12 protein-coding genes are annotated in these 13,950 nt (G+C 71.6%); 6 read left to right on the plus strand and 6 right to left on the minus strand.

The features are described 5' to 3' along the window. Nucleotides 1-41: 41 nt before the first annotated feature. Entirely contained in the window at nucleotides 42-497 is a 456-nt protein-coding gene (locus GA707_RS04680) for a hypothetical protein (RefSeq protein ID WP_152177262.1), read from the minus strand. A 276-nt stretch (nucleotides 498-773) separates the two neighbouring features. On the opposite strand from GA707_RS04680, the gene GA707_RS04685 reads away from it, so the two are divergent. Genes GA707_RS04685 through GA707_RS04700 form a run of 4 tightly spaced genes read left to right on the plus strand, consistent with a single transcriptional unit; the run spans nucleotide 774 to nucleotide 4,812 of the window. Beyond that, complete coding sequence (locus GA707_RS04685; RefSeq protein WP_152177263.1) at nucleotides 774-1,229, plus strand: META domain-containing protein; 456 nt, start codon at nucleotides 774-776, stop codon at nucleotides 1,227-1,229. Then, a complete protein-coding gene (locus GA707_RS04690; RefSeq protein ID WP_152177264.1) occupies nucleotides 1,229-1,681 on the plus strand; it encodes a DUF6325 family protein in 453 nt (150 codons plus the stop codon). Before GA707_RS04685 ends, GA707_RS04690 begins: the two co-directional genes overlap by 1 nt. A gap of 34 nt (nucleotides 1,682-1,715) precedes the next feature. Then, nucleotides 1,716-3,242, plus strand: coding sequence for a M17 family metallopeptidase (locus GA707_RS04695; protein ID WP_152177265.1), 1,527 nt, complete (start codon nucleotides 1,716-1,718; stop codon nucleotides 3,240-3,242). A 10-nt stretch (nucleotides 3,243-3,252) separates the two neighbouring features. Then, nucleotides 3,253-4,812, plus strand: coding sequence for an SLC13 family permease (locus tag GA707_RS04700; protein WP_152177266.1), 1,560 nt, complete (start codon nucleotides 3,253-3,255; stop codon nucleotides 4,810-4,812). Here GA707_RS04700 and GA707_RS04705 read toward each other — a convergent pair. Together GA707_RS04705 and GA707_RS04710 are read right to left on the minus strand one after the other, a co-directional pair. Further along, nucleotides 4,785-5,885 (minus strand): AI-2E family transporter, encoded by a 1,101-nt coding sequence (locus tag GA707_RS04705; RefSeq protein WP_152177267.1) that lies wholly within the window; start codon nucleotides 5,883-5,885, stop codon nucleotides 4,785-4,787. The two genes, GA707_RS04700 and GA707_RS04705, sit on opposite strands and share 28 nt — an antisense overlap. An 11-nt stretch (nucleotides 5,886-5,896) precedes the next feature. Continuing rightward, complete coding sequence (locus tag GA707_RS04710; RefSeq protein WP_152177268.1) at nucleotides 5,897-7,102, minus strand: hypothetical protein; 1,206 nt, start codon at nucleotides 7,100-7,102, stop codon at nucleotides 5,897-5,899. Between the two features lie 295 nt (nucleotides 7,103-7,397). Here GA707_RS04710 and GA707_RS04715 point away from each other — a divergent pair, with 295 nt between their 5' ends. Both GA707_RS04715 and GA707_RS04720 read left to right on the plus strand, forming a co-directional pair. Beyond that, nucleotides 7,398-8,036 carry a proteasome activator gene (locus GA707_RS04715; protein ID WP_193315173.1) on the plus strand — a complete coding sequence of 213 codons (639 nt, stop codon included), beginning with the start codon at nucleotides 7,398-7,400 and terminating at the stop codon, nucleotides 8,034-8,036. Nucleotides 8,037-8,149: 113 nt separating this feature from the next. Continuing rightward, nucleotides 8,150-8,999 (plus strand): IS5 family transposase gene (locus GA707_RS04720; RefSeq protein WP_370460014.1). Its coding sequence is split into 2 segments (ribosomal slippage): nucleotides 8,150-8,455 and nucleotides 8,457-8,999, totalling 849 coding nucleotides; the frame shifts between segments, so codons are not numbered across the junction. Here the strand turns inward: GA707_RS04720 and GA707_RS04725 are convergent. From GA707_RS04725 to GA707_RS04735, 3 genes are read right to left on the minus strand one after another with little or no spacing between them, the layout of a single operon-like run. Next, nucleotides 8,996-11,767 (minus strand): FAD-binding and (Fe-S)-binding domain-containing protein, encoded by a 2,772-nt coding sequence (locus GA707_RS04725; RefSeq protein ID WP_152177269.1) that lies wholly within the window; start codon nucleotides 11,765-11,767, stop codon nucleotides 8,996-8,998. The two genes, GA707_RS04720 and GA707_RS04725, sit on opposite strands and share 4 nt — an antisense overlap. A gap of 6 nt (nucleotides 11,768-11,773) precedes the next feature. Next, a complete protein-coding gene (locus tag GA707_RS04730; RefSeq protein WP_152177270.1) occupies nucleotides 11,774-12,682 on the minus strand; it encodes a sucrase ferredoxin in 909 nt (302 codons plus the stop codon). Beyond that, a complete protein-coding gene (locus GA707_RS04735; RefSeq protein ID WP_152177271.1) occupies nucleotides 12,679-13,887 on the minus strand; it encodes a cupin domain-containing protein in 1,209 nt (402 codons plus the stop codon). Before GA707_RS04735 ends, GA707_RS04730 begins: the two co-directional genes overlap by 4 nt. Nucleotides 13,888-13,950: the final 63 nt, after the last annotated feature.

Raw genomic sequence — 13,950 nt, forward strand, 5'->3', positions numbered from 1 at the left:
GCGCGCTTCGCCGTCGCGGCAGGACCGGTCCGGGAGCGAGGCTACCCGAGGTGCCTGTGTTCCCCGTGCTCGATTCCGCCCGGTGAGCGGCCGATTCGCAGCGCTCTGATGTCCAGACCCAGAGTCTCGATACGCCGGAGGAGGTCGAACACGTCATCGTCGCTGGTCAGGTCGATCTCAGCCGTCGTCGTCGCCGGCTCCTCCGTCACCAGAGCGCCGTGGAGCACGGTGCCGAGCAGGTCACCGACCTGGCCGACGACGGAGAGTCGGGCGTGCCGGGGGTATTCCGGTCGATGCCCGGCCGGTCCGAATTCGCGGATGGTCATCCCGGCCCGATGCAGCCGCTCGAGCACTCCCATGAGCGCAGCCTGGTCGGCGACCGCTCCCTCCAGCACGACGTGGTCGACGTGACTTCTCATCCCGAGATCGGCGATCTCCTGTTCCTCGCCCTCGGGCAGGTTCCCCTCCGCCCAGATGCAGACGTCGATACCGGTCACGACGGCTCCTCCTCCTCGAGCGACCCCGATGGCCCCATCGTCAACGGAGTCGGCGATGTCGACACCACCCGAATCAGGTGTGCGGATCGGGGGGCGAGACTCCGGTGGGCTGCGCCCGAGAAGCCAGCGGAGCGCCCTGGGCGCGATAACCCGGAACGGGTGAGTCCCAGATGGGTCCGAACGGGCAGCCTTTGGCGCCAGAGGACCGACACGCTCGGACGCGAGGGGTCTGCTGCGCCACAATGCGCTGACCGTCTCACATCCGAAGGAGTACCGATGACCATGCCCGTTCACACGACCACCGGCGGACTACGGAGGCGTGCACTCGCCGTCTGCGCCCTCACCGCGCTGGCCCTGGCCGGCTGTAGTGGCGGTGGCGGTGGTGACGCCGAGTCCGCAGAGCCGCTCGACCTGGAGGGGAAGACCTTCACGGCGACCGAGGTGACCGGGTGGGTGCCGGTGACCGGGACGACCATCCAGCTCACGTTCGAGGACGGCCGGGTCGCCGGTCAGGCAGGCTGCAACACGCTGACCGGCGGGGCGACCTGGACCGCCGATCAGCTCCTCCTCGAGGGCCCGATGGCCTCGACGATGATGGCCTGCGAGCGCGGCCTCGAGGCCCAGGACCAGTGGCTCATCGAGCTCCTCGAGTCCGACCCCCGACTCTCGCTCGACGGCGGGGCCCTGGTCGTCGGAACCGACACGAACGGCATGACGATGGAGGAGAGCTGATGGCTCCCCCCGACGGGAGCGACCGGGTCGGCCCGACGGAGCTGCTCGTCATCGAGTTCCCCAGCGGGCACGTGCGCATGGAGGGAGTCGCGACCGTGCGCGACCTCGTCGAGCGGGACGTCATCGGGGTCCTCGACCTGCGGTTCGTCCGGCGCACGGAGGGCGGGTCCGTCGCGCCCGTGTCCATCGCCGACGCCGTGGCCGGGGACCATGAGGATCTGAGTGCCCTCGGCTGGGACGCGACGGGACTCATCGGCGTCCAGGACCTCGAGATCGTCGGCGCGTCGATTGCCGAGGGCTCGCTCGCCGGTGTCTTCCTGCTCGAGCACACCTGGGTCCTGCCGATGATCGACCGGATCGCGAGCTCGGGGGCGCGCGTCGTCAGGTCCGTCCGCGTCGATCCCGCCGAGATCGTCGCGGCACGCCACCGGCTGGAGGCCGAAGCGCCCTGACCCGTGAGTCCCGCCGTTCACCCAAGGAGATGCCATGACCACTGACCTGCGGTCGCTCGGGAGCGACCCCCTCGACGTCGCCCCCTCACTGCGCGCCGAGATCGAGATCCGAGTCGTTCCGCACGACGCCGACCTCGACGACGTCGAGGCCCTCAGCATCCCCGTGACCGGGTCCGGAGACGTCCCGGAGGCGCTCGGAGTGGACCGCGAGGGACTGCGGCGGGCCGGATTCACCGCGTCGGTGGGCTCGGCCCTGTCCTTCCCCGGTAGCGGCATCCCGGTCCTCGTCGCCGTCGGCATCGGCGAGGTGGCCGACCTCGACCATGCCGCGGTACGAGACGCGGCGGCAGCCTTCGCGGGTGCCGTCCCCTTCGACTCGCGCCTCGCGACCCGCGTCCCGAGCTCGGAGAGCCTGGGTCTCGCCGAGTCGGCCGCCGCGATCGTCGAGGGTGTCCTGCTCAAGCGCTACCGCTTCAGCCTTCGCAGCAGCGAGTCCGGACCGGTCCCGGTCGCCTCCCTCACGCTCATCGCACCGGAGGGTGAGGTCGAGGCGGTGCGGGAGGGCGCCGACCGCGGGCGCGTGCTCGCCCGAGTGGGCATGCTCAGCCGTGACCTCGCGACGTGCCCGGCGGGTCTGCTCACGGCGACGGCGATGGCCGACCTCGCGGTCGCGCTCGGCCCCGGCGCGGGCCTCGAGGTTGAGGTCTTCGGCAAGGACGAACTGACGGAGATGGGCTGCGGGGGCCTGCTCGGCGTGAACCGCGGCAGCGAGCAGCCACCGCGGATGGTCCGGCTGACCTACGTCCCGGACGGCGAGCCGTCCGGCCACCTGGGCCTTGTCGGCAAGGGCATCATGTACGACTCGGGCGGCATCAACCTCAAGCCGAGCGACGCCTCGCACTCGCAGATGAAGAACGACATGTCCGGCGCCGGCGCGATCCTCGCCGCCATGACCGCGCTCGAGGAGTCCGGCTGCCCGGCCCGGGTCACCGCATACCTGATGTGCACGGACAACATGCCCTCCGGCTCGGCCATGCAGCTCGGCGACGTCCTCGTCACCCGCAGCGGCAAGACCGTCGAGGTGATGAACACCGATGCCGAGGGACGCCTCGTCATGTGCGACGCGCTGAGTCTGTGCGTCGAGGACGGAGTCGACACCATCGTCGACATCGCCACCCTGACCGGCGCCTGCCTGCGCGCGCTCGGCACCGAGATGGCCGGCGTCATGGGCAACTCCCCCGACGTCGTCGACATGGTCCGCCGCGCGGGTGCGCTCGCCGACGAGCCGGTGTGGGAGCTGCCCCTGATCAGGCGATACCGGTCCCAGCTCGACTCGACGGTGGCCGACATGACCAACCTCGGTGGCCCAAACGCGGGGGCGATCACAGCCGGCCTCTACCTCGAGGAGTTCGTCGAGGGAACTCCCTGGGCGCACATCGACATCGCGGGGACGGCCCAGGCCGAGGCGGAGACCCGGTGGATCCCCAAGGGGCCCACCGGCTTCGGGGCCCGGCTCCTCGTCGAGCTGGCAGCTGCCTTCACCGCGCCGACGTCCGACTAGCCGCCTGCCCATGGACCCGGTGGCGACGACTCTCGTCATCCTTGGGCTGGCGATCCTCGCCTTCGTCTCGAACCGGGTCCCCCTCGGCGTCGTGGCGATCGGCGTCTCGCTGGCCCTGTGGGCGACCGGCCTGCTCGGTCTCGACGAGGCGCTCGCCGGGTTCGGCGATCCGACGGTCGTCTTCATCGCGACGCTCTTTGTCGTCGGTGAGGCTCTCGACTCAACGGGCGTGACGGCCTGGGCCGGTCAGCAGGTCATCGCCCGCGGCGGCCGGGACCGCCGCTCGCTCCTCGCCGTCATCGGTATCCTCGTCGCCGTCCTCACCGCCCTCATCAGCGTTAACGGAGCGGTCGCCGCCCTGCTGCCGGTCGTCGTCGTCGTGGCGGCCCGGGCCGGCATCGCCCCGTCCCAGATGCTCATGCCGCTGGCCTTCTCCGCCCACGCCGGGTCGATGCTCGCGCTCACCGGCACCCCCGTCAACATCATCGTCAGCGAGGCGGCTGCGGACGCCGGCGAGCGCCGGTTCGGCTTCTTCGAGTTCGCCCTCGTCGGCGTGCCACTCCTCCTCGGCTCACTTGCGATCATCCTGCTGGTCGGCCGCCGCCTGCTGCCCACGCGGATCCCGTCCGCTCTTCCGCAGGACCTCGCGGACCTGACCGCCACGCTGCGCGCGCAGTATGCGCTGCCCACCGACACCGAGCTGGTGACGGTCGAGCGGGGGGTCACCGAGGTCATGGTTCCGCCCAGGTCGCCTCTCATCGGCACACACCTGTTCCCGGGCATGGCCACGCCCAGCGGAGACCTCGTCGTGCTCGCCGTCCAGCGCTCCGGGGAGGACCTGACGGCACCGGACGACACTCTGCGCGCCGGCGACATCCTCGTCCTCAGCGGGTCATGGGAGCGCCTCCAGCACCACACGGCGCGCGACGAGGTCCTCGTCGTCGACGACCCGGCCACGCTACGACGCGGGGTCCCTCTCGGCGTCGGCGCCCGACGCACCCTGGTCATCCTCGTCGGGATGATCCTGCTGCTCGCGACCGGTCTCGTCCCGGCTGCCGTGGCCGGCCTGCTGGCCGCCGTCGCCATCGTCCTGACAGGCGTCCTGACCCCGAACGAGGCGTACCGGTCGGTGTCCTGGACGACGGTCGTGCTCGTCGGAGGGATGATCCCGCTGTCCACCGCGTTCGTCTCGACCGGCACCGCCGACGCGATCGCAGACGCCCTCCTGGGCGTGGTCGGCTCGGGCTCGGCGCACGTCGCCCTCCTCGCGATCTGCGTGCTCACCGTGCTGCTCAGCCAGCTGATCAGCAACACCGCGACCGTGCTCATCATGGTGCCGATCGCGATTGTCGTCGCCACCGACCTCGAGGTCTCGGTGCTGCCGTTCCTCATGGCGCTCGCGGTGTGCGGAGCGGCGTCGTTCCTCACCCCGGTCGCGACGGCCGCGAACACCATGGTCATGGAGCCCGGCGGCTACCGCTTCGGCGACTACTGGAAGCTGGGCCTGCCGCTCCTGCTGCTCTCGCTAGCGCTCGCGGTGTTCTACGTCCCGCTGGTCTGGTCATTCTGAGGCGCTGCACCGACGGCGGGCTCGGCACCGGGCGCGGGGCGGCTCCGGAGTCGTCGCACGACGAGGATCCAGACCGCGACCGCGGGTGCGGACAGCATCGCGCCCAGAGCGCCGGCCACCGCCGCCCCGACGATGGTCGACCCGAGCGTGACGATGGGGTGCATCTTCAGGGAGGTGCTGGTCAGTCTGGTGAGGACGACCGTCTGGACGATGTTCTGCACGACCAGGATGACGAGCAGCATGATCACGGCCGGCTGGAGCCCAGCGGCCCCGAGCGTGACCACCGTGGCGAACGCCCCGGAGAAGATCGCCCCGAGGTAGGGGATGTACGAGGTCACCAGCGTGATCACGGCGATGGTGAACGCCAACGGCACGTCCAGCAGCCAGGCGGCCGCACCGATGAGCACCGCCGTCACGATCGCAGAGAGGGTCAGGCTGCCGAAGTACCTGCGGACGGCGTCGACGGCGTCGTCGACCATGCCGGCACCGGCCTCCTCGGTCCAGCCGACGTTGCGACCGACCCACCGCGTCAGCCCATGCCAGTCGACGAGCATGTAGTACACGAGGAAACCGCCGATCGCGATGCCGATGAAGAACGAGACCGCGCCGGAGAGCAGGCTGGGCAGAAAGGCCACGGCGCCGCCGAGAACCCCGGCCAGGAGCTCGTTCAGCTGCTGCGTCAGCGAGTCCTCGCTCACCGCGACACCCCGCGCCGTCAACCACTCCTCGACCGAGGCCAGCCCTGCGTCGAGGGACTCGGTGATCTTCGGGCCCTCGTCGGCGATGCCGACGACCATCAACCAGAGCGAGAAGGTGACGATCCCCGCCAGGAGCGCCATGACCAGCACAGAGCCGACCGACCTGGGTATGCGGTGCCGGGCCAGCCGGTCGACGACCGGCGCGAAGAGCGCCCCGAGGACGGCCGCGATGACGAGCGGGACGACGAGCCCCGGGATCTGGCCGAGCACCGAGATGACGACGACCACCCCGAGTGCCGCTCCCGTGAGCAGCCACCCGCGCATACCCCAGGTGTGCAGTCGCGACCCCGGGTCCCCCAGCCGCACGGCTTCCACTGCCGCTCCCCTCAGCCGCCGATGAACGAGGCGATGATACTTGTGACGACGACCGATGTGATGGTCACGGTCGAGAATCCCGCGACGATCATCTTCGGGAGGATCTCTCCCTCGATGGCCTTGACCTCCTCGGGGGTCTCCCCCGCCCCCTTGGCGGCCTCCTGGGACAGGATCATCGTGCCGGGGAAGCCATAGAGCGACGTCAACCCGATCGCCACCGACATCGGGACGCTGTAGCCGACGAGCTTGCCCATCAGCGCGGCGAAGCCGGCGATACCGACGATGCCGAAGAGGAATGCGAGGAACAGCGGGAACGCGAGCTCGGCGACGTCGGACGGCTCGACGGTGGCGAGCGGAGCGAAGACGAGGATCATGATCGAGATCATCATCAGACCGAAGGCGTCGATGCCGGCCAGCACAGAGGGCTTGAAGATGCCGGTCGTGCGCAGGGCGATGCCGAGGATGAGCGCGACGACGAAGGTGTTGAGGATGCCGTCGGTGAGGTTGTTGATGCCGAGCGCGACGAGGACGGCGACGCCGACGACGAACAGGGTGCCGGCGGTTGTGCGGAAGGCGTCAGGGAGCCGGGACGCGTCCGCGGCGGCCGCGTCGACCTCCTCCGCAGCCTCGAGCTCCCCGGCGCGGAAGTCGTCCCGGAGCCGGGCCGCCTCCTTGCGGAGGATGAGCGAGGTCAGCGGGAATCCGACCAGACCCTGGAGGGCGGCGATGAGAACGGGGAAGATCGCGATACTCGTCAGGCCGATGCCGAGGGCGGCCTCCTGGACGATGAGGACCGAGATCGTGCCGCCGCTCAGCGATCCGGTGCCGGCGACGATGAAGTCCAGGGCCTGGGCGTACCCCTCCTCGGCCGTCCCGGAGATCCGTCCGCCGAAGATCAGTCCTGCGACGAGCAGGGCCACGCCGATCCCGAGGACCGTCGAGACGCCGACGAGGAACGTCTTCCACTGTCGCTTGAAGTCGTCGAGGCTGATCATCGTGCCGAGGTGGACGATGATGAAGCCGACGACGACACCGGCGAGACCGAGCAAGGACGAGCTGGTGAGCAGGTCCTCCGGGAAGAGGTCGGTGAGGAACCCGACGAGGAAGATCAGCGACGCGACGAACAGCGAGGACAACAGGGACTGGGTCTTCTTCGCGACGAAGTCGCTCACCGTCCAGACGAGCATGACCACCACGAAGGCCAGGATGGGGTTCACGGCAAGAGCATGGGGCGCTGGGTCTCACTCAGGACCACCCGCTTCGGGTGGCCACTTCGGTGGCGCGAGCATCGTGCCGGCGGCGACTCGGTAGCTGACTCGGTAGCCGCTGTCTCGCGGTCGCAGTGCGCCCACGGCGCGGCGTCGGAGGGGTGACGCCGAGCAGGTCGGCGAGCCGCGGCGACAGCTGCCAGAGGACCGGACCCAGCCGGGAGCCGAGGGCGAGCGGACCCGAGGACGGTATGCGATGGGCCCGACCAGTGCCGCCGCAAGGCAGCCGATCTAGAGTTGGGGGATGACCGAGCAGCCTGAGAAGACGGAGCAGCCTGAGAAGAAGGAGCAGCCTGAGAAGAAGGACGAGCAGAGCACATCGGGCGTCGCCGCCAGCGACGGGGACCGGATCGTCGTCGTCACGCCGGGGGGAATGGGTGTGGCCGAGCACGGGTCCGGTGAGCGTGACGGGGACGAGTCCGAGCGGCGAGGGCCGACCGATCTAGTCGAGCAGCCGGCGAAGGTCATGCGGATCGGGTCGATGGTCAAGTCCCTCCTCGAGGAGGTCCGCAACGCACCGCTCGACGAGGCCGGCCGCGCCCACCTCGCCCAGGTGCACGAGCGCTCGATCGCCGAGCTCAAGGACGGCCTGGCGCCCGAGCTGGTCGAGGAGCTTGACCGGATCGCCCTGCCGTTCGGCGACGGCAACCCCAGCGATGCCGAGCTGCGGATCGCCCAGGCTCAGCTCGTCGGCTGGCTCGAGGGTCTCTTCCACGGCATCCAGACGGCCTTGGTCGCACAACAGATGGCGGCCCAGGCGCAGCTGCAGCAGATGCGCCAGCTGCCGCCGGGGATGCATCCGGGGCAGGACGGACAGCGCGAGCCCCACAAGGGCGGTCCCCGGACGCCGCCCTCCAACGAGGGCACCGGCCAGTACCTGTAGCCGACGAGACCTCTAGGGCGTGTTGATCAAGGGGTTCGGGGTGTTGGTCGGCCAGTGTTGACCGTGTGACGCGTCGCGAGATCCCTGATGAGGTGTGGGCTGTGCTGGAGCCGATGCTGCCGGCGAGCAAGACGGCGGGGCGGCCGTGGACGGATCACCGTGGCGCGCTCGAGGGCATGGTGTGGAAGTACCGCACCGGGGCGCCGTGGCGGGATGTGCCGGAGCGGTTCGGGAAGTGGAACTCGATCTACAAGAGGTTCAACCGGTGGGCCGGCGACGGCACCTGGGAGGCACTGCTGGCCGAGGTGCACAAGCTCGCCGACGCCTCCGGGGAGGTCGAGTGGGTGGTCGCCATCGACTCCACGATCGCGCGGGTGCATCAGCACGGTGCGACCCTGGCGCGAGGCACGGGGGGCGGAGTCGAATCACAAGAATCCGCCGTGGTGGGAGCCGCCTGACCATGGGATCGGCCGCTCCCGAGGCGGCCTGACCTGCAAGGTCCACCTGGTCGCGGACGGCAAGGGCAGGCCGTTGTCGTGGGCGGTGACGGCCGGCAACATCAACGACACCACCATGTTGAGCACCGTCCTGGACGGCATCCGCGTCCCGCGCCTGGGTCCGGGCCGGCCGAGGACCCGCCCGGATCGGGTGCTGGCCGACAAGGGCTACCCGTCCAAGGCGAACCGGGCCTGGCTGCGCGCCCGCGGGATCGCCGCGACGATCCCGGAGCGGGAGGACCAGATCGCGCACCGGGCCAAGAGGCCCGGCCGCCCGATCGACTTCGGCGCCGAGCAGCAGCAGCGCTACCGCGCCCGTAACGTCGTCGAACGCTGCTTCAACAAGCTCAAGCAGTGGCGCGGGATCGCGATGCGCACCGACAAACTCGCCCGCAACTACCGAGCCGCGATCGCCCTGGCCGCCACCCTGATCTGGCTACGCAGCACCTTGATCAACACGGCCTAGCCCGCGAGCAGCTCGGCGAGGTGCACGCCCTGGCGGCCGGCGAGGTCTGCCGCCTGGGTGCGGCAGGAGAACCCGTCGGCGAGCAGCACGGCGTCCGGGTGGGCGCGCAGGGCCGGCAGCAGCTGCTGCTCGGCGACGGCGACCGAAACCTCGTAGTGCCCGGTCTCCATCCCGAAGTTGCCCGCCATGCCGCAGCACCCGCCCAACCGGACCACCTCGGCCCCGGCGCGCTCCAGGACCGCCTGGTCGGCCGCATACCCCATCACGGCGTGCTGGTGGCAGTGCGGCTGGGCGATGACCGTCGTCCCCGACAGGTCCGGCGGCGCCCAGTCCGCGAGGCCGTCCAGGAGCTCGGCGAGGGTATGCGTCGCCCGGGCGACCGCTCGGGCGCTCGCCTCGTCCGCGGTGCCGGTCAGCAGGTCGAGGGCGTCCGACCGCAGGACCGCGGTGCAGGACGGCTCGAGTCCGACGACCGGCACACCGGCCTCGGCAGCCGGCGCGAGTCGCCTGACGAGGTCGGCGACGCGATTGCGGGCCTCGGCGCGCTGACCGGTCGAGATCCAGGTCAGACCGCAGCAGTCGCCCTGGTGGGTGAAGGTGACCGACCGACCGGCAGCGGTGAGCAGCTCGGCCGCCGCCTCGGCCACGTGCGGGGCGAACGCCTCGGTGAAGGTGTCGACGAACACCACGACCGGCTCGCCCGAGCCGGCCGGTGCCGTGCGCTTCAGCCGCCGCCGTAACGGCACGGGGAGGGAGCGACGTCCGTCGATCCCGGCGAGCCGAGACGCCCACCCGCTCCCCTGTGCCACGGCGATTCCGGCCCGCGCCACCGGGGACAGCACGCGCGGCGCCGCACCGAGCAGACCCAGCCAGCGCGGGAGCGCACCGAGCACGTGGTGGCTCATGGGTCGACGTTCTGAGGCATAGCGCTCCTCGAGCGCGAGCGACTTGTAGGTCGCCATGTCGACGCCCGTCGGGCAGTCCGAGAGGCACCCCTTGCAGGACAGGCACAGCTCGAGTGCGTCGGCGACCGCCGGGTCCGCGACGCCCTGCGGGAGGTGTCCGTCGATGGCGTCCTGGAGAACGCGAGCGCGCCCGCGCGTGGAGTCGGTCTCCTCACGGGTCGCCAGGTAGGACGGGCACATGACGACACCGGGCCCGGTGTGGTCGGCTCGGCACCGGCCGACGCCGGTGCACCGGAAGGCGCCGTTCAGACCCTCCCGGTCGGCCGGCTGGAGACGGAGGTCGCGGTCGAGCGGGGCCGGGTCGACGAGGACGCCGGGGTTGAGCGCGTCGCCGGGGTCGAAGGCGTCCTTGACCGCGGCCATCACCGCCAGCGCGTCGGTCGAGTACATCCGGGTGAGCAGCTCGCTGCGGGCCCGGCCGTCGCCGTGCTCCCCGCTGAGCGAGCCGCCGTAGGAGACGACGAGGTCGGCTGCCGCCTCGACGAAGGCGCGGTATGCGGTGCTCCCGTCGAGCGGGACGTCCACCCGGATGTGCAGGCACCCGTCCCCGAAGTGGCCGTACGGGAGGCCGGTGAGGTCGTGCTCGAGGAGCAGGTCGTCGAAGTCGCGCAGGTAGGCGCCGAGGCGCTCCGGCGGGACCGCCGCGTCCTCCCAGCCCGCGTGCGCCGGGCGGCCGCGCGGCGAGGTGCTGGACAGGCCCGCCCCGTCCTCGCGGATCCGCCACAGTGCCGCCGCGTCGAGCGGGTCCCCGACGACGAGACCGGTGGCGCCGTCGACGGAGTGGATGAGCTCCGCGCCCCGGGCGGCGACCTCGCCGGGGTCGTCCCCGGCGAGCTCGACGAAGAGCCACGCAGCGCCTTTCGGCAAGGGCGGGACGGCGAGAGGACCGAAGCGGTCCCGCACGACGTCGACGATCCTGCGGTCGATGCCCTCACACGCGCGCGGCGTCCAGGTCAGCACGGTGGGCACGGCGTCACCGGCCTCGCCGATGGAGCCGAAACCCAGGACGACGAGCACGGTGGCGGGCGGATCGGGGACGAGGTCCACGGTGGCGGACGTGAGCAGCCCGAGCGTCCCCTCGCTGCCCGCGACGAACGCCGGGGCGGCGAACCGTTCGGGGAGGAGGTGCTCCAGCGCATACCCGGACACCTGTCGGCCGAAGCGTCCGCTCTCCGTGCGCACGACACCGATCCGCGCATCGACCGCGCGGCAGGCGGCCTCCCAGGACGGGTGCAGCGCTCGCACCGTCTGGCGCGGATCCTCGCGCCGGACGGTGACGAGGGAGCCGTCGGCGAGCACCATCGACAGGGCGGCGAGGGTGTCGCTCGTGCGTCCGTAGCCGAGGGCCCGGGTGCCGCACGCGTTGTTGCCGACCATCCCGCCGATCGTGCAGCGGGAGTGCGACGAGGGGTCCGGGCCAAAACGCAGCCCCAGCGGTCGCACCCGCCGCTGCAGGCTCGCGTGCACCACTCCGGGCTCGACCGTCGCCGTGCGCGCTTCGACGTCGACGTCCAGGATGCGGGTCAGGTGTCGGCTGCAGTCCACGATGACACCGGTCCCGACGGCGTTGCCGGCGATGGAGGTGCCGCCGCCTCGGGCGGTGACGGGCACCCCGAGCTCCATGCAGGCGGCGAGGACCACGGGGATCTCGTCGACCCCGCGCGGGCGGGCGACGGCCAGTGGCTCGAGGCGGTACAGGGAGGCGTCGCTCGAGTACGCCGAGCGCAGCGTGCGGTCGACGCGGACATCGGCCACACCGCGCGCCCGGAGGGCTGCGGCGACCCGGTCAGCGGTGGCGGGCACGTCGGCTCACCGCACGACGTACTCGGCCGCGGTGGTCGGCCGCAGCGCACTGCATGTGAGTCGCTCCGGCTCGCGCCAGTGGCGCTCGACGGTGAGGACGGTATGCGCGGGCAGGCTCCCGCGTCCGTCGAGCCCGACCTCCCACACCCCGTCGCCGGTGGGGTGTACGCCGGTGACGGCCAGGTCGACGAGGCGGCGTGAGCCGCTCCGCCGGAGCATCGCGAGCACGGCGGCCTGGGCGGCCGAGTGGTGCACACCCGCGCCGCGGAGGTGATCGAGGTCCACCTCACCGACGAGGTGGCCGGCGACGACGGATTCGGCGCCCCCGGCATCGAGCCCGCCGTAGAACACCGAGTCGGGGAGCATGGCGAGGTTGCCGGCGAAGCGGTCGCCGCCGAGGTGACTGCACTCCCACACCAGCTCCGGCCACCGGCGAGCGAGCTCCGCCGCAATCGGGCGGCCGCGGACGGCGCAGCAGACGTCGTGCTTGGCATGGGTGCACACGAGCGCCATCGGCTCAGCCGGGACCATGCGGGCGTCCGCGTCGGCGCGACGGATGTCGACGAGGTCGAGTGCGGCACGTACGTCGTCGTGGGTCGCCCACTGTCCGCGCACCCAGGTGCGGTTCACCGAGTCGACGAACCACCAGGACCGGGGCGCTCCGGGGGCCGCCCGGCCGGGCCGGCGCACGAGCATCGGCCGGACCTCCACGGCCAGGGTCCGCCGGTCGATCTCGGGCCCGAGCTCGTCGCCGAAGATCCGGGTGGCCCTGACCGGCCAGCGCCCTGGGCACTCGAACAACAGCCAGCCGCGGGCGGGCGGGGCGCTGCCGACGAGAGGGTCCGCACGACCCCGGGCCCGGACGCTGCACGTGTCGGCGCCGAGGCGCGTCACAGGCGTGCGGTCCGAGGTCACAACGTCGATGGTATGCAGACGCCCGCACGCAGCAGCCGCTCGGCCAGGTCAGGTGAGACCGTGACCGGCCCCGCGACCTCGAGGAGCTTCTCGACGTCGGCGAGCTCCGAGCGCTCCAACGGCACGTCGCGGACCCGGGTGACCAGTCGGAGCGGGTCGCGCTCGAGCCGGGGGCGGAGATGGGCGCGCAGCTCGACCCGTGTGGTCCCCTCGCGTGCCGCGCGAAGCTGTCCGACCGGACCGAGCGGACCGACCCGCTGACCGGCTCGCGCCTTGGCGGCGAGCAGAGCCGCGACCGCCTCATCGGGTAGCGCGTCGATGGCGGTCACAAGCGCGTCCCGCACGACGCGGGCGTCGTCGCGCCACGTCGTCGCATCGGCCACGTCGACACCGAGGGCCAGCGAGGAGCGCGCATTCTCGTCGTCGGCCAGACGGCGCAGGGCTGCCGCGGTCAGCTGCTCCGCAATGTGGTGTCGCGTCCACTGGTGGACCCCGATCGTCAGGTGGATCGACACCTCGCCCATGGCGGTGGCCGAGTGGAGGTACCCCCGCGGGAGGTACAGCACGTCGCCGGGCGACATGACGAACTCGTCGAGCGGTGGGGCGCCGGCGGCCTCGTCGACCGCGGCGCGGCGCTGGTCCCACGGCTGGTCACGCAACGGCAGCGGCCAGACCGGCTCGCGGATGCGCCACCGCTTCTCCCCCTCGACCTGGACGACGAAGACGTCGTGCACGTCGTAGTGGTCGCTGAACCCGGTGTTCTGGGGAGGTGTGACGTAGGCGTTGACCTGGCAGGGATGGCCGAGGTCGGCGGCCAGGTCCTGGGTGAAGCGCAGGAGTGGCTCGTAGGAGCGGTGCAAGGCTTGGAGCACGAGCGTGGCACCGGCCTCGAAGTGTCGCCACACGAGGTCGTCGTTGAGCTGGTCGGCGACGGTGGCCCCGACACCGCCACCACTGGTGAACTCCCGGTCGCCGAACGTCCGTCCGTCCTTGGCGACGCGCAGGAACGGCGCTCGAAGACCGCGCACGCTGACCAGCTCGTCGACGGCGTCACCGGAGAAGAGGTCCCCGACCGGTCCGGCCGTCGCACGCAACGGCCGGCGTCCCCAGTGGGCCTCGGCGAACTCGGCGACGGAGACGTCGCCGAGGAGACGGGGGAGAGCAGCCGCGGTGTGCGGCTGCTCTCCCGAGAGGGTATGCGTCATGCGGGTCAGGCGCTCCCGTCGGCACCACCGTCAGCGCCACCATCTGCCCCACCGTCGGCGCCG

This window comes from Nostocoides sp. F2B08 (genome assembly GCF_009184895.1).
In the GTDB taxonomy this organism is placed as follows: domain Bacteria; phylum Actinomycetota; class Actinomycetes; order Actinomycetales; family Dermatophilaceae; genus F2B08.